Source organism: Cryobacterium tepidiphilum, from assembly GCF_003716325.1.
GTDB classification, from domain to species: domain Bacteria; phylum Actinomycetota; class Actinomycetes; order Actinomycetales; family Microbacteriaceae; genus Cryobacterium; species Cryobacterium tepidiphilum.
Genome location: NZ_RDSR01000006.1, coordinates 22,994 through 46,402 on the forward strand (window position 1 = coordinate 22,994; position 23,409 = coordinate 46,402).

General features: G+C 69.9%; 26 protein-coding genes. 24 read left to right on the top strand and 2 right to left on the bottom strand.

Annotated features, from left to right (window positions below; genetic code table 11):
• Positions 1-116: 116 nt before the first annotated feature.
• Positions 117-1,073, bottom strand: coding sequence for a type I pantothenate kinase (gene coaA / locus EEJ31_RS05115; protein ID WP_123045223.1), 957 nt, complete (start codon positions 1,071-1,073; stop codon positions 117-119).
• A 33-nt stretch (positions 1,074-1,106) separates the two neighbouring features.
• On the opposite strand from coaA, the gene glmS reads away from it, so the two are divergent.
• The 10 genes from glmS to EEJ31_RS05165 all read left to right on the top strand — a co-directional run bounded on the left by glmS (position 1,107) and on the right by EEJ31_RS05165 (position 8,649).
• On the top strand, positions 1,107-2,957 hold the full coding sequence (glmS, locus tag EEJ31_RS05120) for a glutamine--fructose-6-phosphate transaminase (isomerizing) (protein ID WP_123045224.1): 1,851 nt from the start codon (positions 1,107-1,109) through the stop codon (positions 2,955-2,957).
• Between the two features lie 11 nt (positions 2,958-2,968).
• The gene (locus EEJ31_RS05125) at positions 2,969-3,325 is read left to right on the top strand and encodes a holo-ACP synthase (RefSeq protein ID WP_123045225.1); all 357 of its coding nucleotides are present in this window, start codon (positions 2,969-2,971) and stop codon (positions 3,323-3,325) included.
• Positions 3,322-4,449 carry an alanine racemase gene (gene alr / locus EEJ31_RS05130; protein WP_123045226.1) on the top strand — a complete coding sequence of 376 codons (1,128 nt, stop codon included), beginning with the start codon at positions 3,322-3,324 and terminating at the stop codon, positions 4,447-4,449. Before EEJ31_RS05125 ends, alr begins: the two co-directional genes overlap by 4 nt.
• Complete coding sequence (gene tsaE / locus EEJ31_RS05135; RefSeq protein WP_199727280.1) at positions 4,443-4,973, top strand: tRNA (adenosine(37)-N6)-threonylcarbamoyltransferase complex ATPase subunit type 1 TsaE; 531 nt, start codon at positions 4,443-4,445, stop codon at positions 4,971-4,973. The genes alr and tsaE overlap by 7 nt, the downstream gene beginning before the upstream one ends.
• A gap of 3 nt (positions 4,974-4,976) precedes the next feature.
• Complete coding sequence (gene tsaB, locus EEJ31_RS05140; protein WP_123045227.1) at positions 4,977-5,612, top strand: tRNA (adenosine(37)-N6)-threonylcarbamoyltransferase complex dimerization subunit type 1 TsaB; 636 nt, start codon at positions 4,977-4,979, stop codon at positions 5,610-5,612.
• Positions 5,613-5,674: 62 nt separating this feature from the next.
• The gene (gene rimI, locus EEJ31_RS05145) at positions 5,675-6,136 is read left to right on the top strand and encodes a ribosomal protein S18-alanine N-acetyltransferase (protein WP_123045337.1); all 462 of its coding nucleotides are present in this window, start codon (positions 5,675-5,677) and stop codon (positions 6,134-6,136) included.
• Positions 6,133-7,194 (top strand): tRNA (adenosine(37)-N6)-threonylcarbamoyltransferase complex transferase subunit TsaD, encoded by a 1,062-nt coding sequence (gene tsaD, locus EEJ31_RS05150; protein ID WP_123045228.1) that lies wholly within the window; start codon positions 6,133-6,135, stop codon positions 7,192-7,194. The genes rimI and tsaD overlap by 4 nt, the downstream gene beginning before the upstream one ends.
• Positions 7,195-7,231: 37 nt before the next feature.
• The gene (locus EEJ31_RS14210; protein WP_123045338.1) at positions 7,232-7,627 is read left to right on the top strand and encodes a DUF4190 domain-containing protein; all 396 of its coding nucleotides are present in this window, start codon (positions 7,232-7,234) and stop codon (positions 7,625-7,627) included.
• A 26-nt stretch (positions 7,628-7,653) separates the two neighbouring features.
• Complete coding sequence (locus tag EEJ31_RS05160; protein WP_123045229.1) at positions 7,654-8,214, top strand: DUF4190 domain-containing protein; 561 nt, start codon at positions 7,654-7,656, stop codon at positions 8,212-8,214.
• Positions 8,215-8,283: 69 nt separating this feature from the next.
• A complete protein-coding gene (locus EEJ31_RS05165) occupies positions 8,284-8,649 on the top strand; it encodes a hypothetical protein (protein ID WP_148040131.1) in 366 nt (121 codons plus the stop codon).
• Between the two features lie 25 nt (positions 8,650-8,674).
• Here the strand turns inward: EEJ31_RS05165 and EEJ31_RS05170 are convergent, their stop codons facing one another.
• Positions 8,675-9,868: a class I SAM-dependent methyltransferase gene (locus EEJ31_RS05170; RefSeq protein ID WP_123045231.1), complete on the bottom strand. Its 1,194-nt coding sequence runs from the start codon at positions 9,866-9,868 to the stop codon at positions 8,675-8,677.
• Between the two features lie 126 nt (positions 9,869-9,994).
• Between EEJ31_RS05170 and groES the strand changes: the two genes are divergently transcribed.
• The 14 genes from groES (at position 9,995) to EEJ31_RS05240 (ending at position 23,409) form a co-directional block, all read left to right on the top strand.
• On the top strand, positions 9,995-10,291 hold the full coding sequence (gene groES, locus EEJ31_RS05175) for a co-chaperone GroES (protein WP_123045232.1): 297 nt from the start codon (positions 9,995-9,997) through the stop codon (positions 10,289-10,291).
• 127 nt (positions 10,292-10,418) lie between these two features.
• Complete coding sequence (gene rarD, locus EEJ31_RS05180) at positions 10,419-11,378, top strand: EamA family transporter RarD (RefSeq protein WP_407643201.1); 960 nt, start codon at positions 10,419-10,421, stop codon at positions 11,376-11,378.
• 96 nt (positions 11,379-11,474) lie between these two features.
• Positions 11,475-12,242 carry an IclR family transcriptional regulator gene (locus tag EEJ31_RS05185; RefSeq protein WP_123045234.1) on the top strand — a complete coding sequence of 256 codons (768 nt, stop codon included), beginning with the start codon at positions 11,475-11,477 and terminating at the stop codon, positions 12,240-12,242.
• Positions 12,243-12,347: 105 nt separating this feature from the next.
• Positions 12,348-13,331: a dihydroorotate dehydrogenase gene (locus EEJ31_RS05190; RefSeq protein ID WP_123045235.1), complete on the top strand. Its 984-nt coding sequence runs from the start codon at positions 12,348-12,350 to the stop codon at positions 13,329-13,331.
• Positions 13,328-14,230, top strand: coding sequence for an iron-sulfur cluster-binding protein (locus EEJ31_RS05195; RefSeq protein WP_123045236.1), 903 nt, complete (start codon positions 13,328-13,330; stop codon positions 14,228-14,230). The genes EEJ31_RS05190 and EEJ31_RS05195 overlap by 4 nt, the downstream gene beginning before the upstream one ends.
• Before the next feature lie 75 nt (positions 14,231-14,305).
• Positions 14,306-14,965, top strand: a complete 660-nt coding sequence (locus EEJ31_RS05200) for a GntR family transcriptional regulator (protein WP_123045237.1) — start codon at positions 14,306-14,308, stop codon at positions 14,963-14,965.
• A 100-nt stretch (positions 14,966-15,065) separates the two neighbouring features.
• Positions 15,066-16,343 carry an ABC transporter substrate-binding protein gene (locus tag EEJ31_RS05205; protein ID WP_158603904.1) on the top strand — a complete coding sequence of 426 codons (1,278 nt, stop codon included), beginning with the start codon at positions 15,066-15,068 and terminating at the stop codon, positions 16,341-16,343.
• 25 nt (positions 16,344-16,368) lie between these two features.
• Positions 16,369-17,268 (top strand): branched-chain amino acid ABC transporter permease, encoded by a 900-nt coding sequence (locus EEJ31_RS05210; protein ID WP_123045239.1) that lies wholly within the window; start codon positions 16,369-16,371, stop codon positions 17,266-17,268.
• 4 nt (positions 17,269-17,272) lie between these two features.
• Positions 17,273-18,259: a branched-chain amino acid ABC transporter permease gene (locus tag EEJ31_RS05215; protein ID WP_158603905.1), complete on the top strand. Its 987-nt coding sequence runs from the start codon at positions 17,273-17,275 to the stop codon at positions 18,257-18,259.
• Positions 18,256-18,975: an ABC transporter ATP-binding protein gene (locus EEJ31_RS05220; RefSeq protein WP_158603906.1), complete on the top strand. Its 720-nt coding sequence runs from the start codon at positions 18,256-18,258 to the stop codon at positions 18,973-18,975. The genes EEJ31_RS05215 and EEJ31_RS05220 overlap by 4 nt, the downstream gene beginning before the upstream one ends.
• Positions 18,975-19,682: an ABC transporter ATP-binding protein gene (locus EEJ31_RS05225; RefSeq protein WP_123045241.1), complete on the top strand. Its 708-nt coding sequence runs from the start codon at positions 18,975-18,977 to the stop codon at positions 19,680-19,682. The genes EEJ31_RS05220 and EEJ31_RS05225 overlap by 1 nt, the downstream gene beginning before the upstream one ends.
• A gap of 4 nt (positions 19,683-19,686) precedes the next feature.
• The gene (locus EEJ31_RS05230; RefSeq protein WP_123045242.1) at positions 19,687-21,084 is read left to right on the top strand and encodes a dihydroorotase; all 1,398 of its coding nucleotides are present in this window, start codon (positions 19,687-19,689) and stop codon (positions 21,082-21,084) included.
• A gap of 4 nt (positions 21,085-21,088) precedes the next feature.
• Positions 21,089-22,441 (top strand): MmgE/PrpD family protein, encoded by a 1,353-nt coding sequence (locus EEJ31_RS05235; RefSeq protein ID WP_123045243.1) that lies wholly within the window; start codon positions 21,089-21,091, stop codon positions 22,439-22,441.
• A 5-nt stretch (positions 22,442-22,446) separates the two neighbouring features.
• Positions 22,447-23,409, top strand: a complete 963-nt coding sequence (locus EEJ31_RS05240) for an asparaginase (RefSeq protein WP_148040132.1) — start codon at positions 22,447-22,449, stop codon at positions 23,407-23,409.

Below are 23,409 nucleotides of genomic sequence, written 5' to 3' on the forward strand. Positions count from 1 at the left end.
GCGGCGCGGCATCCGCTCGCCTCGCTCCCGCCGAAACGGGACTTGTGGTCGTGATCGGCGCATGTTAACCACCACGAGTTCGGTTTCGCGGATGGGGCGCGGGCGGATGCGTCGGGTCAGACCTTGCGGATCAGGACGGTCGACACGGCGTGGCTCGGGCCCTTGCGGAGCACCAGCGTCGCCCGCGAGCGGGTCGGCAGGATGTTCTCCAGGAGGTTCGGCTCGTTGATGGCGCGCCAGATCCCCGACGCCCGCGCCCGCGCCTCCTCCTCGCTGAGGTCGGCGTAGCGGTGGAAGTACGACTCCGGGTTGCTGAACGCGCCGCGCTGCAGCTTGAGGAAGCGTTCCTCGTACCAGCGGCCGATGTCGGAGGCGCGAGCGTCGACGTAAATCGTGAAGTCGAACAGGTCGCTGATGGAGAGGCCGTGCCCCGGTGCCGGCGGCTGTAGCACGTTCAGCCCCTCGACGATCAGCACGTCGGGCTGGCGAACCACGACCTGCGCGTCGGGCACGATGTCGTAGCGCAGGTGCGAATAGAACGGCGCGCGCACCTCGGCGGCCCCGCTCTTCACCTCGCTCACGAAGCGCAGCAGCGCCCGGCGGTCGTACGACTCAGGGAAGCCCTTGCGCTCCATGAGCCCGCGGCGGGCGAGCTCCGCGTTGGGGAACAGGAAGCCGTCGGTCGTCACGAGCTCCACCCGGGGGGTGCCCTCCCAGCGGCCCAGGAGCTCGCGCAGCAGCCGGGCGATGGTCGACTTGCCAACGGCGACGGATCCGGCGACGCCGATCACGAAGGGAGTCCGCGTCGGGCGCACACCGAGGAATCCGCTCGTTGCCTCGTGCAGCTGCCGGGCGCCGGCGGCGTACAGGTTCAGCAGTCTCGACAGCGGCAGGTAGACATCCGTCACCTCGGCCGGCTCAAGCGGCTCGCCGAGTCCGCGCAGCTGCGCAAGCTCCGCCTCCTGGAGCGGAAGCGGCATGGTGGGAGCGAGAGCAGCCCAGTCGGAGCGGGAGAGTTCGATGAACGGCGTGCTGTGGGCGGTGAGCGCCCGGCTCCCCACCGGCTCTGACATTTCCCCAAGCTTAGTCCGACTATCATCGATCCCATGTGTGGAATCGTGGGTTACGTCGGCAAGAGCAGCAGCATCGGTGTCCTGATGGGCGGCCTTCGTCGACTGGAATACCGCGGTTACGACTCCGCCGGGATCGCCGTGATCGACGATGACGGCCAGCTGAACACCGCCAAGCGCGCCGGCAAGCTCGCGATGCTCGCCGACGAGCTCGCCAAGCACCCGATCCCAGACGGTCACACCGGTATCGGCCACACCCGCTGGGCGACCCACGGCAGCCCCAACGACTGCAACGCGCACCCGCACCTCGGCGACGAGGGCAAGCTGGCCCTCATACACAACGGCATCATCGAGAACTTCGCGCCGCTGAAGGACGAGCTCCTGGCCGAGGGTTTCAGCTTCACGAGCGAGACCGACAGCGAGGTCGCCGCCGTGCTGCTCGGCCGCGAGTACCAGCGCACCCAGGACCTGGGCGCCTCCTTCGCCGCCGTCGTCGCCCGCCTGGAGGGCGCCTTCACGCTCCTGGCCGTGCACGAGGACGCCCCGGGCGTCGTGGTCGGCGCCCGCCGCAACTCGCCGCTGGTCATCGGCCTCGGCGAGGGGGAGAACTTCATGGGCTCCGACGTCGCCGCGTTCGTCGAGCACACGCGCCGCGCGGTGGCCGTTGGCCAGGACCAGATCGTCACCATCACGCCGGATGCCGTGGCCGTCACCGACTTCGACGGGAACCCCGTCGAGACCACCGAGTTCGACGTCGCCTGGGACGCATCCGCCTCGGAGAAGGGCGGCTGGTCGAGCTTCATGGCCAAGGAGGTCGCCGAGCAACCCGAAGCCGTCGCCAACACACTGCTCGGTCGCATCACCGACGGCGTGGTGGAGGTGCCCGAGCTCACCGAGTTCGGCGACGACGCTCTCGCGCGCATCCGTCGCATCGTCATCCTCGCCTGCGGCACCGCCGCCTACGCCGGCCAGACCGCGAAGTACGCGATCGAGAAGTGGACGCGCATCCCCGTGGACGTGGAGCTCAGCCACGAATTCCGCTACCGCGACCCCGTGATCACCGACGACACCCTGATCATCTCGATCAGCCAGTCCGGGGAGACCATGGACACCCTCATGGCCGTCAAGTACGCCCGCGAGGCCGGTGCGAAGACCATCTCGGTGTGCAACACCCAGGGCGCCACCATCCCGCGTGAGTCCGACGCCGTCGTCTACACGCACGCCGGGCCCGAGGTCGCGGTGGCCTCGACCAAGGCGTTCGTCGCGCAGATCTCCGCGCTGTACCTCTTCGGGCTGCACCTGGCCCGCGTGAAGGGAACCGTGAGCCACGACGAGCTGGTGCACTTCGCCCAGCAGCTGCAGGACGTTCCGGCCAAGATCGCCGTGACGCTCGAGAACGGCAAGGCGGTGACCGAGCTGGCCGGATGGATGGCCGACACCCGTGCGGTGCTCTTCCTCGGCCGCAACGTCGGCTTCCCCATCGCCATGGAGGGGGCGCTGAAGCTCAAGGAGCTGGCGTACATCCACGCCGAGGGCTTCGCCGCCGGCGAGCTCAAGCACGGCCCGATCGCACTCATCGAGCCCGGTCAGCCCGTGTTCGTCGTCGTGCCGAGCCCGCGCGGCTCCGCGCAGATCCACCCGAAGGTCATCTCCAACATCCAGGAGATCCGCGCCCGCGGTGCCCGCATCATCGCGATCGCCGAGCAGGGCGACGCCGCCGTGCTGCCCTACGCCGACACGGTCATCCCGATCCCGCTGGCCGACGCGCTCTTCGAGCCGCTGCTGGCGGTCGTCCCGCTGCAGATCTTCGCCATGGCGCTCGCCTCCGCGAAGGGACTCGACGTGGACCAGCCCCGCAACCTGGCCAAATCGGTCACGGTCGAATAAGCGCCGGGCGCGTGATCACCGGAATCGGGGTCGACGTGGTCGACCTCGCCCGCTTCGAGCGGCAGATCCTGCGCACCCCCCGCCTGGTTCCGCGCCTGTTCACCGAGGGGGAGCGCTCCCTGCCGGCGCACTCGCTCGCCGCCCGGTTCGCCGCCAAGGAGGCCCTGATCAAGGCGCTCGGCGACAGCGCCGGGGTGTCCTGGCAGGAGATGGAAGTGGTCTCAGGCGACGGGCGGAACCCCGAGTTCCTCCTGCACGGCCAGGCGGCGAAGGCCGTCGCCGACCGCGGCATCACCGACGTGCACCTCAGCATGACCCACGACGCGGGGGTCGCCTGCGCCTTCGTCGTGGCGGAGAACCGCTCGTGACCGGCTTCCGCGAGGCCGTCGTCGACCTCGACGCCATCGCCGCGAACGTGCGCCACCTGCGCGCCCAGGTCGGCACACCGCACACCATGGTCGTCGTCAAGGCCAACGGCTACGGACACGGCGCCGTTCCGGCCGCCACCGCCGCCCTCGTCGGGGGCGCCGACTGGCTCGGCGTCGCCGACATCGCCGAGGCCCTGGAGCTCCGCGCCGCGGGCATCGACGCCCCCATCCTCGCCTGGCTGCACGCCCCCGAGCCCGACTTCGCCGCTGCCGTCGCCGCGAACGTCGACCTCGGCCTGTCGTCGACACGCCAGCTGCGCCAGGCAACGGATGCCGCGCGCTCGGCCGGCCGCGTCGCATCCGTTCACCTGAAGCTCGACACGGGCCTCAGCCGCAACGGTGTGCCCGAGCCGGACTGGGCGACCGTGTTTGCACTCGCGGCCGAGGCCGAGCGCGACGGCCGCCTCCGGGTGTGCGGCATCTTCAGCCACCTCTCCAACGCCTCCCCGGCCGACGACGCCGAGGCCATCGCCCGCTTCGAGCGCGGGCTGGCCGCCGCCGCCGACGCCGGGCTCGCCCCCGAGCTCACCCACCTCGCTGCGACGGCCGCGGCGCTGCGCGTGCCGGAGGCCCGCTACACGATGGTGCGCCTCGGAATCGGCGCCTACGGCCTCTCGCCCTTCGACGACGCCACCTCTGCCGACCTCGGACTCGTGCCCGCGATGACCCTGCAGGGACAGCTGGCGTCGGTGCGCCGGGTGCCCGAGGGCACCGGCGTCTCGTACGACTACACCTGGCGGGCCGACTCCGACACCAGCCTCGCGCTCGTGCCGTTCGGGTACGCCGACGGCATCCCGCGCCAGGCGTCGGGCCGCGCCGAGGTCGCCCTCGACAGCGGATGCCACCCCGCCGTCGGCCGCATCGCCATGGACCAGTTCGTGGTGAACCTGGGCGGCACCCCGGCCGCGGTCGGCGACCGGGTCGTCGTGTTCGGCGACCCCGCGACGGGCGTGCCGAGCGCGACCGACTGGGCGAACGCCGCCAGCACCATCAACTACGACATCGTCACCGGCATCGGCAACCGGGTCACGCGCCGCTACACGGGAGGGGCCGCCGGATGCTGATCGCCGACCGCGACGCCATGCACCGGTTGGGCGTGGCGCTCGCCGGTGTGCTGGGCGCCGGCGACCTCGTCGTGCTCACCGGGCCGCTCGGCGCCGGGAAGACCACGCTCACGCGCGGGCTCGGGGAGGGCCTCCAGGTGCGCGGAACCGTGACCAGTCCCACCTTCGTGCTGGCGCGCACGCACCCCTCGACCACCGGCCGCCCGCCGCTCGTTCACGTCGACGCCTACCGACTGGGCAGCGCGGCCGAGCTCGACGACCTCGACATCGACTACGCCACGTCCATCGTCGTGGTCGAGTGGGGCCGCGGCATGCTCGACGGCCTCACCGACAGCTGGCTCGACATCGAGATCAGCAGGCCGGTGGGCGCCGTGACGCCCACGTTATCCGCTGTCGGCGACGCCGACCTCGACCTCGACGAGCCGCGCACGGTGACCATCATCGCCAACGGCCCGCGCTGGGCGGGCGACCCGGGCCTGCGGCGTCTGCTCGCGGATGACCCCGTGGCCGACGGAATAGGCTGAAGCGTGCTCCTCGCCATCGACACCTCCGCCGGAACGAGCGTCGCCGTGGTCGACCGCGACCGGGGCGTGATCGCCGAACGCAGCACCGCCGACACCATGCGGCACGCCGAGATCATCGGCGACGGCATCCGCGAGGCGCTCGACGAGGCCGGCGTCACGCCGCGCGACCTCTCCGGCGTCGTCGCGGGCATGGGTCCGGGCCCGTTCACCGGCCTCCGCGTCGGCATCGCCGCCGCGCGCGTCTTCGCCCTCGGCTGTGGCAAGCCGCTCCTGCCGCTTGTGAGCCACGACGCCGTCGCCTTCGGGCACTACCGCTCCGGCGGGGCCGGAGAGCTGCTCGTGGTGACGGACGCCAGGCGGCGTGAGCTGTTCTGGTCGGCCTACAGCGGATGCGACCCCGCCGGCCTCCCCGTGCGGATCGACGGCCCCGGGCTGGCCAAGCCGGCCGCGCTCGATGACGCCGCGTTCCCGCACGTCGCCCGTAAGCGGCTGGACGCGCACACCGTCTCGGCCGGCGACCTCGGAATGCTCGCCGAGCTGGGGCACCTGGCCGGCCGCCCGTTCGCCGCGAACGAGCCCCTCTACCTCCGCTCGCCCGACGTCACCGTTTCCGCCGGCCCGAAGCGGGTGGGACAGTGAGATCCCAGGGGCCAGCGAGCTGGCAGCTGCGGCACGCCACGCCGGGCGACCTCGATGCCATCATGCGCTTGGAGAACGGCACCTTCGAGAGCGACGCCTGGTCGCCGGGCATGATGGCCCGCGACCTGGCCGATCCCTCCTGCTACTACCTGGTGGCGTTCCCGCCCGACGATCCCGATACCATCGTCGCCTACGCGGGCGTCCTGGCCCCCGGCGGCGCCGAGAGCGACATCCAGACCATCGCCGTCGCCGAGGAGGCGCGGGGACACGGCCTCGGCCGCACGCTCATGCAGAGCCTCATCAGCGAAGCCCGCAAGCGGGGCGCCCGCACGGTGTTCCTCGAGGTGCGCGCGGACAATCCCGGCGCCCAGCGCCTGTACCAGCGGCTCGGGTTCGACGAGATCGGCGTGCGCCGCGGCTACTACCAGCCCGACGGCGTCGACGCCGTCGTGATGCGGCTGACCATCCCGGCCCCCGTCACCGCTCCGGCCGCGCCCGCCACCGCCGAGGAGGACCCGGCATGAACCACCACGAACCGCTTGTGCTCGGCATCGAGACGTCCTGCGACGAGACCGGGGTCGGCATCGTGCGGGGGACCACGCTCCTGGCCAACACCATCGCCTCGTCCATGGCGGAGCACGCCCGGTTCGGCGGCGTCGTACCCGAAGTCGCCGCGCGAGCGCACCTCGAGGAAATCGTCCCGGTGATCAACCAGGCGGTCGCGACCGCCGGCATCCGCCTGGCCGACGTCGACGCCGTCGCCGTCACCAGCGGACCGGGCCTCGCCGGAGCCCTGATGGTGGGCGTCGGCGCCGCGAAGGCGCTCGCCCTCGCGCTCGACACGCCCATCTACGCGGTCAACCACCTGGTCGGTCACGTCGGCGCCGACCTCCTCGACACCACCGGCTCCGGCGGCCCGCTGGAGTATCCGACCATCGCCCTGCTCGTCTCCGGCGGCCACACCTCCCTGCTGCTGGTGCGCGACCTCGTCTCCGACGTCGAACTGCTCGGCGAGACCATCGACGACGCCGCGGGGGAGGCGTTCGACAAGGTCGCCCGCGTGCTCGGCCTGCCCTACCCGGGCGGGCCCGAGATCGACAGGGCCGCGGCAGACGGCGACCCGCGCGCCATCCGCTTTCCCCGCGGCCTCAGCCTCCCCAAGGACATGGCGAAGCACCGCTACGACTTCTCCTTCTCGGGGCTCAAGACCGCGGTCGCCCGCTGGGTCGAGCAGCGAGCGGATGCCGGCGAGCCGGTTCCCGTCGCCGACGTCGCGGCCAGCTTCAGGGAGGCCGTCGTCGACGTGCTGCTCACCAAGGCCGTCGCCGCCTGCCGCGACTACGGGGTTCCCCGGCTGCTGCTCGGCGGCGGGGTGGTCGCCAACGCCCGGCTGCGGGCCGTGGCGATCGAACGAACGGATGCCGCGGGCATCGCCCTGCGCATCCCGCCGCTGTCGCTCTGCACCGACAACGGGGCCATGATCGCGGCGCTCGGCGCCCAGCTGGTCATGGCCGGCCACGCCCCGTCCACGCTCTCGTTCGGCGCGGATTCGACCCTTCCGGTGACCGATATTCAGGCATAAGATGCCGAACCATGCGGCGGCGCGATATCGTGGCGGCATGACAGACCCCAACGAGCAGCCTCGCACACCGTCGTCCGCTCCGCAGTACCAGCCCGGGGCAGGGCAGCCCGGTGCCTACGGACAGCAGTACGGGCAGGCGCCGCAGTACGGCCACCAGCCCTATGGGCAGCAGCCGTACGGGCAGCCGGGCCGGTCGGACAAGTACAACGTCCTCGCCATCGTGTCGCTGGTGTCGGCGTTCTTCATCTCGCTGGTCGCCGTCATCACCGGGCACATCGCGCTGCACCAGATCAAGCGAACCGGTGAACAGGGTCGTGCCCTCGCCATCACGGGCCTCGTCCTCGGCTACCTCGGGCTGCTCGCAGGGATCATCGTCGCGATCATCGTCATTGCCGCGATCGCCGCGCATCCCGGCTCGATCGGCAGCTACTAGAACAGAGCGCGAAAGGAAGCACAGCCATGAGCGATCCGCAGACCCCTCCCCGCGACCCGAACCAAGACCAGCCGCATAACCAGCCGCAGAATCCAGACGGCTCGGCCCCCGGCTTCCCGCCTCCGGCCGCCCCCGGCCAGCCCGCGCAGCCCGGACCATACGGGGAACCGAACCCGTACGCAGCACCGACCTATTCCGGTGCCACCGCCTACTCCAACCCGGGCCCATACCAGGGCCAGCCCGGCCCATACCAGGGTCAGCCCGGGCCGTACCCCGGCCAGCCCGGCCAGTACCCCGGCGCGCCGGCCAAGCAGCCGGTGCTCAGCATCATCTCCATGGTCGCCGGCATCCTCGGGATCGTCGGCTTCCCCGTCGTCGCGTTCATTCCGATCGTCGGCGGCGTGCTCGGCCTCTTCATCCCGGCCGCCGCCGTGGTGCTCGGCTTCCTCGGCAAGAGCAAGGAGCCGCGGGCCAAGGGGTTCTGGCTGACCGGCCTCATCACGGGCTTCGTCGGCCTCGCGCTGGCGATCCTCGACATCGTCCTGTGGAGTGTGGTCCTGGCAAACCTGCCGTATTCCACCTATTGAACCGGGTGCGGGGGCACCTGAGAGCCGGCTGACCGCCGGGAACGTCCGTCAACGCCCGGGGGGAGCGTCATGAGCAATCCGAAGGAGTCGGGGGTGCCGGGGGAGTTGCCGTACGAGTCGACGGTCACCGCGCCCACCCGCTGGGTGCCCCACGTGTACACCGAGGGGGAACTGCGGGCGGTGACGAACCGGCGCGCGCTGGCGACGGCATCCGTGGTCTTCGGCCTGCTCGGTCTGGCCGGATCGGTGTTCGGCGTCTGGGGTGCGCCCCTGTCGGCGATCGCGGTCGTGCTGGCACTCATCGCGCGTGCGACGCAGCGCTGGGCCTGGTTGCGCTGGGGCGCCGGCCTCGCGACCGGTGTCACCGGCCTCCTCCTCGCGGCCGGGTGGGTCTACTTCACCACCGCCGTCGTCCCCCGCCTCTGGGTCCCCTAGTCACTCGCGCACCGGGAAGGGGGCGTCAGGGGCGGAGGCGCTCGACCAGGAGCGCGGCGCGCGCGCCGGCGACGCGGGTGAGCACGATGGTGCCCGACTGATCGCCCTTGGGACGGAGCCGGGTGCGGAGCGCGGCGGGGTCCACGTCCACGCCGCGCTTCTTGATCTCCAGCGTGCCGATCCTGCGGGCCTGCAGTGCCTGGCGCAGCTTCTTCTCATCCGCCGGCAGCACCTCGAGCACCCGGAACGCCGTCGCGAACGGGGTCTGCGTGAGCTCATCCGAGGTCAGGTAGGCGATGCCCTCGCTCAGCATCCGCGCACCCTGCGACCGGGCCAGATCGCCGATCAGCCGCGCCCGAATGACCGAGCCGTCGGGCTCGTAGAGGTATTCGCCGAGCGGCCCGACCGCCACGTCGTCGCTGTCGTCGGGGCCGGTGAGTTCGCTGCTGCCCGCCGACGAGAGCACGAGGGCAGAACGACGGATGCCGCTGCGCGCGAGCGGGCCGAACCACAGCGCCATCTCGACGAGCTGGCCGTCGACCGATACCCACTGTGCTTCGGCCTCCGCGGGGATCTGCCCACGGTCGTGTCCCGGACCGAGCTTGATGCCGGTCGGCAGGCGTGCGCCCAGCCCGAAGGCGAAGTCCAGCGAGGGGGAGTAGTCGCCCGGATCCGACAGCCGGGACGTGTTCGCGTGGCCCGCGGTGCGCCGTGCCGGATCGAGCCAGACGCCGTCGAAACCGGCGAGATCCACGCTCTCGGCGTCGGCGTGCAGCACCTGGGCGCCCGGGAACGGCGCCAGGTTGAAGCTCGCGATCGTCGCCGTCACCTCGTCGGCATCCACCGCCGTGACCGCGAGATCCATCGCCGCCATCGCCATCGCGTCGCCGCCGATTCCGCTGCCGAGGTCGGCGATGCTGTGCAGCCCCGCCCCGGTGAACCGGCCGGCGTGCAGCGCCGCCACCCGCAGCCGGGTCGCCTGCTCCAGTCCCGCTTCCGTGAACAGCATTCGATCGGCGAACTCACCGAACTTGGTACGAGCCTTCGCGCGCAGCTTTGACTGCGTGAGCACGGCGGCGACGAGGCCGGGGCCATGGCCCGCCTTGCGGAGATCCGCGACCAGGCGCACGACATCCACCGACGACTCGTAGGGCGGCAACGAGTCCAGCAGTCGCAGGCCGTCGGGGGACAGGAGCTCCACGAGCTCGGCGCGATCCATTCCGCCACGCTAACACCTGCGCCTTCTGGCACTCACGTTGCGTGAGTGCCAGAAGGGCCCTAAACTCGTGTTAGCACTCTCGACGTGAGTCTGCTAACCAAGTCTTAGTCAAGAAAGAGGTCAAACGTGTCGGTCTCCATCAAGCCGCTCGAGGATCGCATCGTCATCAAGCAGGTCGAGGCAGAGCAGACGACTGCTTCCGGTCTCGTCATTCCTGACACCGCCAAGGAGAAGCCCCAGGAGGGTGAAGTCGTCGCCGTCGGCCCCGGCCGCATCGACGACAACGGCAACCGCGTTCCGCTCGACGTTGCCGTCGGCGACAAGGTGATCTACTCGAAGTACGGCGGAACCGAGGTCAAGTTCAGCGGCGAGGACTACCTGGTGCTCTCGGCGCGCGACGTGCTCGCCGTGGTCGTTCGCTGACACGAGCTCACGCCAGAACCTGGCTCACAACCCGGGCAGCCGAGCGCTGCCCGGGTTTCGTGTTTAACCGGGCGGCCAGGCCGGCGCCGCGTGATCGGCGGCCTTCAGTCAGGGGTACGATCGACTAGTGCCAGACCCGTCCCGCCCATCACAGCCGGCGTCGGGTGCACACCACGCAGCGGTGTCGCGGTCGGGTCTTGTCTACGGACTCCTGGCCTACGGGCTCTGGGGATTCATCCCCGTCTACTTCATCGCCGTCGCGCCCACCGGCGCCTTCGAGATCGTCGCACTGCGCGTCGTGTGCTCGCTCGTGTTCTGCGTGATCCTCGTGGCGGCCACGCGCACCTTGTCCGGTCTGGTCGCGCTCCTGCGGCAGCGCCGCGTCGTGCTCGCGATGGGCCTCGCGGGCCTGATCATCTACCTCAACTGGCAGGTGTACGCCTACGGCATCCTGAGCGACCGGGTCCTCGAAGCGGCGCTCGGCTACTTCATCAACCCGATCGTGACCGTCCTCCTCGGCGTGATCTTCCTCCGCGAGCGGTTGCGCCTCGTCCAGTGGATCGCGATCGCGATCAGCGCCGTGGCGGTCGTGATCCTGGCCGTCGGTTACGGAACGCTGCCCTGGATCTCGCTCGCGCTGGCATTCACCTTCGGGATCTACGGACTCATCAAGAAGCAGGTGGGCGGGCGCGTCGACGCGGTCGGCGGACTGACGATCGAGACGGCGTGGCTCACGCCGATCGCCGTCGTCCAGCTCATCGTCGTGGGGGCAACGAGCGGCCTGACCTTCGGCCACATCAGCGGCTGGCACACCGTGCTGCTGCTGTGCTCCGGTGTCATCACCGCTGTCCCGCTGCTGTTCTTCGCGGCCGCGGCACGGCGCCTCCCGCTCACCTACATCGGCCTGCTGCAGTACCTCGCGCCCGTGCTGCAATTCGTGTTCGGGGCGTTCATCCTCGACGAGCCGATGCCGCCCGAGCGCTGGATCGGGTTCGGCCTCGTCTGGTTCGCGCTCGTGATCCTCACGGTCGACATGCTCGCGTCGGGCCGCGCGCCCCGCAAGGTCTCGCTCGAGCCCGCCACCTGAGCGTCGCCCGCATGGTGGCCCGGAGCGCGCAGTAGACTGGCCGCGCTTGGATCCGCCCCGCGGAAGCGGGGCTTCCGCCACTGCCGAGGAGGACGTGTGCAGGTCGTCATCCGGTCGCTCAACGTGCTCCGCCTGCTCGCCCGGACGTCGCGGGGCCTGAGCCTCGGCGAGATCGCCGAGAGACTCGAACTCCCCGGAGCGTCCGCCCACCGCCTGCTCGCCGTGCTGGAGGGCGAGGGTTTCGTCACGCGCTCCTCCGTCAATCGCCGGTACTTCCTCGGCCCGGCGTCGCGTGAACTCGCCGAGGCCGCCCAGCCTCGGCAGTCGCCGCTCGTCACCGCGCACCGCGCGATCGCCGATGCGAGCCGGGAGAGCGGCGAGACCGTGTTCCTGTGCGAGCTCACCCACGGGCGCGCCGTCTGTTCGGCGCTCACCGAGTCCCCGCACCCGCTCCGGCTCTTCGTGCGCGTCGGCCAGGATATGCCGCTGCACGCGGCGGCCTCCGCGCGCGTGCTCCTGGCCTGGCGCGATCAAGGCGAGGTGCGGCGGATGCTCGGGGAGCAGCCGCTCCGGACGTTCACCTCGAAGACGCCCGCGTCGACCGACGAGGTTCTCGACCACCTCAGGATCGTGCGCTCGCGCGGTTTCGACATCTGCGAGTCGGAGCTGGACGAGGACGTCTGGGCCGTGTCGGCCCCGGTGCGGACCTCGACCGACCAGGTCGTGGCATCCGTCACCCTTGCGGCCCCGGCACAGCGGCTTCATTCCGAGAAGAACCGCACGGCGGCCGTGGCGGTCATCCGGTCCGCCGCCGCTGCCATGTCCGCGGACCTCGGATGGGCCGGCGCTGCCGCCGTTTCGTAGGCCCCGCTCCGTCCCCTTGCGTCTGCCGAAGCCGGGCATTGACACGATGACGCGAGAGGCTCATCCTAGACGAGTACCTCCCCACGGAAGCGGAGCGTTCGCCACATGGAAACCGGACTCGTTGTCGACAAGGACGCCGGCGCGCTGGCGGACACCCCGCCGGGTCCCGGCGCCGCCGATCTCTCGATCGAACTCGGCGGGCTCCTGCTCACGAACCCCGTCATGCCGGCCTCGGGCTGCTTCGGGCCCGAACTCGCCCCGCTGTTCCCTCTCGCGGCCCTCGGTGCGGTCGTCACCAAGACCGTCTTCGCCGAGCACCGGGCGGGGAATCCCGCGCATCGGCTCACCGAAACGTCGTACGGCATGCTCAACAGCGTCGGCATCCCGAGCCCCGGCAGCGAGAGCTTCCGAAACGGATTGCTGCGACGCTACCAGGAGAGCGGCACGCATGTCGTCGTGAGCATCGGAGGTCTGCTCACGCCCGAGTACTACACCGTGGCCGAGGACCTGGCCGAGGAAGACATCGCCGCCTTCGAGGTGAACGTGTCGTGCCCGAACCTGGAGCGCGGCGGCCTCGCGATCGGCACGTCGCCCGAGCGGGTGGCCGAGGTCGTGGCGGGCGTGCTGGAGCGCGTCAGCAGGCCGGTGTTCGTGAAACTCACGCCCACCGTCAGCGCGATCGGTGCGGTCGCGCGGGCGGCGGAAGACGCGGGAGCGGCGGCGGTCACGGTCGCCAACAGCTTCTCGGGCATGTCGGTCAACATCCACTCGCGGGCGAGCACCCTCGGCACCGGGGCCGGCGGCTATACCGGCCCAGGGATCAAGCCCCTCGCGCTCAAGCTCGTGCGCGACGCGGCCGCGGCGGTCGACATCCCCGTGATCGGCTGCGGCGGCATCTCGACGGCAGAGGATGTCGCGGAGTTCCTGATCGCCGGGGCCACCGCCGTGCAGGTGGGTACGGCGACGTTCACGCGGCCCACGTCGATGGCGGACATCATTCGTGACCTCGGCCCACTCTGCGGCCGACTCGGCGTGAGCCGAGTGGCCGAGCTCATCGGCACCCTCGACCAGGAACCTCCGACGCGATGACCGCGCAGCCGGCCGCCGCGAACCCGCGCGAGACGTGGCGGCTCGTAAAGCTGCCGCGCAACCAACGGCCCGCACCCACCGCGGGGCCGGTGCGCGTACTCGCCCACGAGCGCCTCGGCGACCGCTACATGGCCCTCACCCTCGAGGCGCCCGCGATCGCGGCATCCGCCCAGCCGGGACAGTTCGTCATGCTGACGGCCGCCCGCGCCCACGAGAACGCGCCCGCCCTGCCACGACCCATGGCCGTGTACTCCCGCGACCCCGCGGGTGGCACGATCGAGATCCTCTACGGGGTCATCGGCGAGGGGACCCGGCAGCTGGCCGGCTTCGCGCCGGGTGAACAGATGTACGTCGTCGGGCCGCTCGGACGGTGCTTCGAGATGGGCGACTCACCAAGCGTGCTGCTCGTCGGCCGCGGCATCGGCACCTGCTCGCTGACCACCGTGGCGGAGGAGAGGGCACGCCGTGGCCTGCAGACGATCGCCGTCACGAGCGCCCGCACGCCGGGCGCCGTGATCGGGGCCGACTTCTACCGCGACCGCGGGGCGAGCGTGGTCTACGCCGTGACCGACGAGGACGGCAGCAGCGCGCCCGACTCCCTCTTCGACGTCCTCACGCGCGACTGGGACCACGCGCCGCCCGACGCGATCATGACGTGCGGTTCCGACCGGCTCACCAGGCTCTGCGAGCGGCTCGGCGCCAGGTGGGGCGCCGATCTGCAGGTGTCGGTCGAGGCGCACATGGCGTGCGGGCTCGGCTACTGCCACGGATGCGCGTCCGGCGCGCGCAGCGAGGGCGACGAGAGCCCGCTGATCTGCCAGGACGGCCCCGTCTTCTCCTGGCAGCGGGGCGCCGACCTGTCCCCGGCGGCGGCGGGCGGAGCCGACGGGCAGGCCTGACCATCCGGCCCAGGTTGCCGAGGCGGTGCCGACTCGCGTTCGCGCTCTTGCGGAGGGCGGCTAGAGTCTGGTGCTATGACAGATCTACTGCGGCACACTCCGGGGAAGGAGTCGCTCTACGCCCAGCTGCGCACAGCGGTCTTCAACGGCGAGTTCCGCCCGGGCACCATTCTCGTCGAAGCCGCGGTCGCGGAGTCGTACGGCGTGAGTCGTACGCCCGTGCGGGAGGCATTGAGGGCGCTCGAGAAGGACGGCATCCTCCAGTACCGCGGGCGCCACCTGATGGTGCGCGTCACGACGCTCGAGGAGGTCATGGAGATCTATGACTGCCGCATCGTGCTGGAAGGCACCGCCGCGGGCTGGGCGGCTCGGGCGCGGACCGACAACGACCTGGTGCTGCTCGAGCTGGCACTGAACGAGATGGTCAAGGCGGCGGACTCGTCGCCGTATGAGCAGGCCTCGGTGAACCACGCCTTCCACGATCGCCTCTGGCGGGCGAGCCACAACGCCACTCTTGTCGACCTGCTCTCCCGCCTCGAGGTGCACATCCGCCGCTACCCGGAACCGACCGTCAGCCGCCCGGGGCGGTGGACGCACGTGCTCGAGGAGCACGCCGCGATCATCGAGGCGGTGCGCAGCCAGAACGAGGAGGAGGCCGCCCGGCTGGGCCGCGAACACATGGCGATCGCCCGCGATCTCAGGCTTCGGATGGTGAGGGAGAGCCAGCCGAAATAGCCCTGCGGGAATCTTCCCGAATACCTTGACTGCCCATCGCGTACCGTTGTATACATTTAACGCAGGGATGCCCCTGGCACCACGATGGAGAGGTGAAGGTATGTTCAACGATGCACTTACGACTTCCAAGCAGCACTCGGCCAGGCGCGTGGCTTGGCGGGTCGCGGCGGTGGGCACAGCCCTCGCCCTGACCCTCACGGGTTGCTCGTCAGGCGGCGGAGACAACAGCAGCGGCAATGGTTCCAAGAACGTCAAGGTCGACGAGGTTCGGCTTGGCACGATTCTTCCGCTGACCGGTTCCACGGCACAGAACGGCAACAACTCCTTGCACGGCATCGAGCTTGCCGTCGAGCAGATCAACGCGGCCGGCGGCATCAAGTCGATGGGCGGCGCGAAGATCAAGCTGTCCACGGCGGATGCGACGAGCGACGCGGCCAAGGCGGCAAGCGCGGCCACCCAGTTCCTGTCGAAGGGCGAACCGCCCCTCGCCATCGTGGGTGCGTACGCGAGCGGCCTGACCATCACGGTGGCGCGCGTCACCGAGCGCGCCAAGGTGCCGCTGCTGAGCACCGGCTTCGCCGACGAGCTCACCCACCAGGGCTACAAGTACTTCTTCCAGCTGCCGCCGGCCTCGTCGCTCATGGGTGCCGCGCAGTTCAACTACGCGATCGACATCGCCAAGGACGCCGGCAAGAGCATCGACAAGGTCGCCATCGTCTACGCGAACAACGCGTACGGCGAATCGCAGGCGAAGGCGCTCAAGGCGCAGGCTGACAAGGCCGGCAAGACGGTCGTGCTCAACGAGGGCTATTCCCCGAACATCACCGACGCCGGCCCGATCGTCTCGAAGATCGTCGCGTCCAAGCCCGACGCCATCTACTCGATCGCCTACGTGCCGGACTCGGTGCTGCTGATGCGCGCGCTCAAGGCGCAGGGCAGTGACGTGCCGATCTTCGGCGGCACCGGCGGGTACATCACCCCCGACTTCGTCAAGGCCCTCGGCGACCAGGTGAACGACGTGTTCAGCATCACGACGAGCAACCCCGACGGCTACGGCGACATCGGTGCGGCGTACCTCAAGAAGTACGGCGAGTTCATGCCGCAGGAGGCACACGACAACGCTGCTGCCGTCTACGTCTTCGCCCAGGCGCTCGAGGAGCACCCGACGACGGACTCGACGGATCTCGCGAAGTACCTGCACGAGGGCAAGTTCGACCAGGGCGCGGCGGCTTCGATGCCCGGCGGTTTCGTCGACTTCGACGAGACCGGCGTGAACGTGAACGCCAAGCCCGTGATGGTGCAGTGGCAGAACAAGAGCCTGATCGGAGTCTGGCCCGCCGACATCGTCAAGGGCAAGCCAGTCTGGCCCGGCCAGTAGGCGCGGCGGAGTCGGATATCAATCCATGGACATCCTGAATCACGTTGCGCAATCGGTCGCGAACGGCCTGCTCATCGGAAGCGTGTATGCGCTGATCTCGGTGGGACTGACACTGATCTTCGGTGTCATGAACATCGTGAACTTCGCCCACGGCGAGTTCCTGATGGTGGGCATGTTCGGCGCCTACTTCGCCAGCACGGCGTTCGGCCTCGATCCGCTGTGGATCGCGCCGCTGATCGGCATCGCGGGATTCCTGCTGGGCGCCTTGGTGGAACGGACGATCATCGAACCGATAATCAAGGCGCCCCAGTCGGCACAGATCATCGCCACCGTGGGCCTCGGCATCATCCTGGCCAACGGGGCGGCGGCGATATTCGGCAACAACTTCCTGAGTGTGAAGACGCCCTACCAGGGCGAGACGTTCTCGCTCTTCGGCCTGCACTTCGCCGCGACCTTCGTGTACGCCGCCGCGTACGCGGTCGTCATGGCGGTGTTGCTCGCACTGTTCCTGAACAAGACCCGCTTCGGCAAGGCGATGCGGGCGACCGCGCAGAACCGCGGTGCGGCCCAGCTGCTCGGGATCGACCCCAAACGGATGTACATGGTCGCGTTCGGCCTCGGCGTGGCGCTCGTCACGCTGGCCGGCTCGGTCATCCTCCCGTACACGCTCGTCTACCCGTTCATCGGCCAGCAATACGTGCTGATCATGTTCACGGTCGTCGTGCTCGGCGGGCTCGGCTCCATCCGCGGGGCGATCATCGCGGGGCTCGTGGTAGGCGTCATCCAGTCGCTCTCCACACTCCTGCTGCCGAGCGAGCTTCAGAATCTGCCCGTGTTCATCGTCTTCTTCATCGCGCTCGTTTTGATCTCCGGGGGGGTGCTCAGTCGTGTCCGTAACGCGTCCGTCAAGCTCAAGCGCAGCTAGTTTCGTGAGGTCGCTGCCCACGTCCCGCCCCTGGCGGATCGCCTTCTACCTCGTGGCGCTCGCCGCGCTCTTCCTCGCCCCGGTGTACCTGCAGAGCAGTTACAGCGTGCGGATCCTCGTGCTCGTCTGCCTGTTCGGCGCGGCATCCACGGGGTGGAACCTCATCGGCGGCTATGCCAACCAGATCTCGCTGGGCCACACGGTCTTCTTCGGGATCGGCGCATACGCGACGGTGATCTTCCAGGGCACGCTCGGGTTGAGCCCGTGGCTGGCGATCCCGACGGGCATCGTGCTCGCCGTGATCGTGGCGCTCCTGATCGGCTGGCCGACGTTCCAGCTGTCTGGGCACTACTTCGCCCTGGCCACCCTGGCGCTGCTGCCCGTGTTCCACATCATCGCAACGTACTGGGAGGATCTCACGGGCGGGTCGGTCGGCATCTCCGTGCCGATCCTGCCGTCCGGGCTCGACACGCTGCAGTTCGACACCCCCACGCCGTTCTTCTACATCGCGGCGGTGCTGCTGGTGCTCGTCATGATCCTCGCCCGGTGGGTGCGCCAGTCGGTGCTGGGCCTGCAGCTCGACGCGATCCGGCTCAACCCGCAGGCGTCGACCCTCGCGGGGGTCAACCAGTTCCGGGCGAAGATGAAGGCGCTCGTCATGAGCGCCGCGGTGGTCGCCGTGGCCGGTTCGCTCTACGGAGCCTTCCTGCAGTTCATGGACCCCGACACCGCCTTCTCCTGGAACACGACGCTGAACCTCGTCCTGTTCGCGATGGTCGGCGGGGTGCGCTTCTGGTGGGGCCCGGCCCTCGGCGCCCTGATCCTCATTCCGTTCGGGGAGTTCGCGTCGGCCCAGCTCACCGGCAACCTCGCGGCCCTCGGCCAGCTGGCGTACGGCGTGCTGCTGATCCTGCTCGTGCTGTTCCAGCCGCGCGGCATCGGCGGACTGTTCTCGATTGTGTGGCAGAAGGCGACCGGGAGGAAACTGTGAGCGCGATACTGAGGGTTCAGGACCTCTCGCAACGCTTCGGCGGACTGCACGCATTGAAAGATGTGAGCTTCGACATCATCGACGGTGAGATCCTCGGAATCATCGGCCCGAACGGTGCCGGCAAGTCCACCTTGTTCAATGCGATCGTCGGGGTCGTCCCGCCCATCTCCGGGCACGTTTGGTTCAAGGACGAAGACCTCGTCGGGGTGCCGCCGCACGAGGTCATGGCCAAGGGCGTCGCGAAGACCTCGCAGAGCGTGCAGGTCTTCGACGAGATGAGCGTGCTCGACAACGTCGCCGTGGCGGCCCTGTTGAAGAACGACTCGATCAAGTCCGCCCGGGAGGCGGCGCGTGGTGAGCTCGAGTTCTGGGGATTGCAGTCCTTCGCCGACGTGATCGCCCAGGACCTCACCCTGGCGCAGCGCTCCACGCTCGAGCTGGCCCGCGCGATGATGCTGCATCCGGCCGTGCTGCTCGTGGACGAGGTGATGGCGGGCCTCAACGAGGTCGAGGTCGACCAGATGCTCGACCGCATGATGCAGGCCAACCGGGAACGCGGCGTGACCCTCATCGTCATCGAACACAACATGAGGGCGCTGATGCGCATCTCACACCGCATCCTGGCCCTCGACTACGGCGCGGTCATCGCCCTCGGCGAACCCGCCGAGGTCAGCAAGAACCAGCGCGTCGTGGACGCCTACCTGGGGGTGGAGTAATGGGTCTCGAGATCACCGACCTGCAGTCCGGTTACGGCAACATCGAGGTGCTGCACAAGATCTCCCTCGCAGTGGATGACGGCGACTACGTCGCCGTGGTGGGGGCGAACGGGGCCGGAAAGACGACCCTCCTGAAGTCCATCTCGGGAACGGTTCGCGCCAAGGGCGGGTCGATCGTGTTCAACGGCAACGACCTGCTCGCCAGGCCCGCGCACAAGGTGCCGCAGCTGCTGATCGCCCACGTCCCCGAAGGCCGGCAGATCTTCCCCGAGCTGAGCGTCTACGACAACCTCATGGCCGGCGCCTGGCTCGTGAAGGACAAGGACCAGCGCGCGCAGACCCTCGGCGAGGTGTACGACCTCTTCCCCCGTCTCAAGGAGCGCAGCGGCCAGATGGCCGGCACCCTCTCCGGCGGCGAGCAGCAAATGGTCGCGGTGGGCCGCGCGCTGATGCTGCGGCCCAAGCTGATCATGCTCGACGAGCCCTCCCAGGGCCTCGCGCCCAAGCTGGTCACCGAGATGTACCAACAGCTCGCCGAGGTGCACGGGCTCGGTACGAGCGTGCTCCTGGTCGAGCAGAACACCACCGCGGCCCTCAAGTACGCCAAGCGGGCGTACGTCATGGAGCAGGGCCGCATCACGATGAGCGGGTCGTCCGAGGAACTGCGCGGCAGCGAAGAGATCCGCAAAGCATATCTAGGGATATAGAAAAATGAGACTACTGGTCAAGAATGGTTCCGTCGTCACCCCGGATGGCGTGCAGGAGGTCGACGTTCTCTGCGAGAACGGCACGATCGCGGCCTTGCTCGAGCGTGGCTTCGAGGTCGACGCCGACGAAGTGGTCGACGTCACCGGCCAGCTCGTCTTCCCCGGCTTCATCGACCCGCACGTGCACTCGCGCGACCCCGGCCTCACCGAGAAGGAGGACTTCGCGCACTCCACCCTCGGCGCGCTCACCGGCGGGGTCACGACGATCCTCGAGATGCCCAACGCGATCCCGCCGGTCGACTCGGCGGACATGTTCCGCCAGCGCCGCGAGCACCATGAGCAGGTGGCCTGGGTCGACTTCGGCCTCTGGGGCATCGCGATCGGGGACAGCAACCTCGACGAGATCGGCCCGATGTTCGCGGAGGGTGCGGCGGCGGTCAAGCTGTTCTGGGGATACGCGCTGCGCAAGGACACGAAGCAGCTCGTCTACAACATGGGTGACGAGCCACCGGAGAACCTGATCCTTCCGCCCGAGAACGGCGGGGTCCTGCGGATCTTCAAGGCAGTCGCCGCCGCGGGCGGCCTGCTCGGCGTGCACTGCGAGGACCGCGACATCCTCGCGGCCAGCGAGGAGGAGCTCGGTCATCCGATCGAATCGTACGATGACCTGCTCGCCGCACGCCCCGCGATCGCCGAGGCGACCTCCATCGCGGTCGGCGCGCAGTTCTCGAAAGCGACCGGCTGCCGCTTCCATGTCGTGCACATGGCGTCTGAAGCCGGCGCCGACGTGGTGCGCGCGGCGCAGGACGAGGGCCTGCCCGTCACCGCGGAGACCTGCCCGCAATACCTGTCGCTGAGCGCCGAGGACTACGAGCGGATCGGTCCGATGATGAAGGTGTACCCGCCCATTCGTGGCGTGGAGAATCAGGAGTCGCTGTGGGAGGCGGTGAACGACGGCACGATCGTGTCGATCGGCTCTGACCACGCACCGCACACCGTCGAGGAGAAATCGCAGCCGCTTGCCACCCAGCCTGCCGGTGGGGTGGGCTGCGAGACCTTCGGCCCGGTCATGCTCGACCAGATGTTCAAGGGCGGCACGACCCCGGAGCGGTTCGCCGAGGTGATGTCGACCTCGACGGCCAAACTGTACGGACTCTACCCGCGCAAGGGCGCGATCCTGCCGGGCAGCGACGCTGACCTCACCATCGTCGATCCGGAGGCGACGTGGACGGTGCGTAACGAGGAGCTGGTCGCGAAGCAGCCGACGAGCGCCTGGAACGGCTTCGAGCTGAAGGGCATGCCGACCACGGTGATCCTTCGCGGCGAGGTGGCCATGAAGGACCGCAAGCCGGTCGGGGAACGCCGCGGCCGTTTCGTCGCCGCCCGGCACGACTCCGAGTAGCGTCATGCCAGGGAGCCTCCTCGACCACGCGGTCACCGTTTCCGCCGGCCTCGAGCTGGACAAGGTCCCGCCTGAGGCGCTGCGGCAGGCCGGTTACGTCATCGCAGACACCGTCGGGGTGAGCCGCGCGGGCGCCAGGCAGCCGGAGATGCGGCAGCTCCTCGAGCTGTCACGCGCCGAGGGCACGATCGGCGAGCGCGCCGCGGATGCTGCGGGCGGCGTCGCTTCCGGCCCGCAGCGTACGGCCACCGTGCTCTCGACGCCGACATCCGCGTCGACGCCGGCGCAGGCGGCCTTCCTGAACGCGACCGCGGGGAGCTTCCTCGAGCTCGACGAGGGCATGCGGCCCACCGGGCACCCCGCGATGCAGATCGTGCCGGCGGCGCTCGCCGTGGCCGAGAGCACGGGCGCGAGCGGCACCGAGCTGCTCCGCGCGGTGCTCGCCGGATACGAGGCGACGAGCCGCTTGTTCCGGGCGTTCCGCCTCCGCTACCCGGTGCATCCGCACGGTCACCTCGGAGCGATCGGCGGCGCCGTCGCCGTCGCGCTGCTCGAGGGCACCGACCCGGTGCGCGCGGCGCGTATCGCCGGCACCACGCCGATCCTGTCCGTGTGGGACGCGTGCTACGAGGGAGCGACCGCCCGCAATACGTGGATGGGACTGGCCGCGCAGTCCGCCGTGCGGGCATCGATGCTCGACCGTGCCGGTTTCGCGGGCTCGGCGACGGCCCTGGAGGTCGCGTTCGGCCAGATCGCCGGCGAGCTCGTGGACCGGGAGGCGCTCGAGAGTCCCCTGGATTACGGCCGGCTGGGCATCCGGAACAACTACTTCAAGCTGCACAGCGCCTGCGCGCTCTCGCACGCGGCGCTCGACGCCATGCAGCAGCTGCGCCTGCCCGCAGCGGGCGAGATCGAGAGCATCGTCGTGGAGACCGTGAGCAACAACATGAAGCTCGACCGCCAGGCGCAACCCAACGACCTGTCGGCCCGGTTCTCGCTCCCGTACGCCGTCGCCACCGCGGCGGTCGTGGGGCGGACCGACCCGGAGGCCTTCCACTACCGGCCCGACGTCGCCGAGCTCGCCAGGCGCGTCGAGGTGCGGACCGCCGACGACCTCGAGGCGAGCTGGCCGGAATCCTCCCCGGCACGGGTCACCGTGCTCACGGCCGCGGGCGTTGAGACCGCGCAGGTGCAGAACCCGCACGGCCACCACGCGGAACCCGTGACCGAGACGGAGCTTCGGGCGAAGTTCGAGGCGCTGCTGGACGACCGGCACCATGCCGCCGCGTGGTGGGAACGGCTCACGGGCCTCGGCGAGGTCGAGGACTGCTCCACGCTGTTCGGCTCGGCGAGGTGACGCCGATGCGCATCAGCCTGCTCGCGATGGGCGGCACCATCTCGACGAACGCGGGGCCGCAGGGCGCCCTGCCGACCCTCGGCGCGGACCAGCTCGCCGGCGGCGTCGCCCACGACGGCGGGAACCTCGAGATCAGCTCGCGTGACGTGCTGAAGGTATCCAGTCGCGCGGTCACCCTGCAGAACATGTGGGACCTGGCAACGGCCGTGCGCGAGGAGATCGAAGGCGGAGCGCAGGGCGTGGTCGTCACCCACGGCACCGACACCCTCGAGGAGACCGTCTACGCCCTCGCCCTCCTCCTCGACACCCCGGTGCCGGTCGTCGTGACCGGTGCCATGCGCGTTCCCGGTTCTCCCGGTGCCGACGGGCCGGCGAATCTGGCCGGCGCGATCGCGGTCGCACGCAACCCGGAGTTCGCGGCCTACGGCCCCGTCGCCGTCTTCCAGGACGAGATCCACCTCGCCCGGTGGGTGACCAAGACGCACAGCGCGCGGGTCGCCGCCTTCACGTCGCCCGCGACCGGTCCCGTCGGCCATGTGGTCGAGGATCGCGCGGTGCCGTTCGTCGGTCCGCCCCCTGCCGGCGAGCGGCTGAGCCGCATCGCCGCGCCCGACAAGCGCGTCGAGCTGCTCTGGGGAGTCGCGGGTGCGGACGGCATGGTCGTCGATGCGATCACCGATCGCATCGACGGACTCGTGGTCGCAGGCACGGGCGGCGGCCACGTCGCCCCGCCCCTGGCCGAGTCGCTCGTCCGGGCGGCCGACGGTGGCCTGCCGGTCGTGCTGGCCAGCCGGTGCGCGGACCCACAGGTGCTCGACCACACCTACGGCGGTGTCGGCTCCGAGGTGCACCTGCTCGCCGCCGGGCTGCACAGTGCAGGCACGTTGTCGGCGGTCAAGGCCAGGCTCCGGCTGGCGTTCGGTCTGGCCGCGGGAATTCCCGCCGCCGAGTTGTTTTCGAGAGGGTGA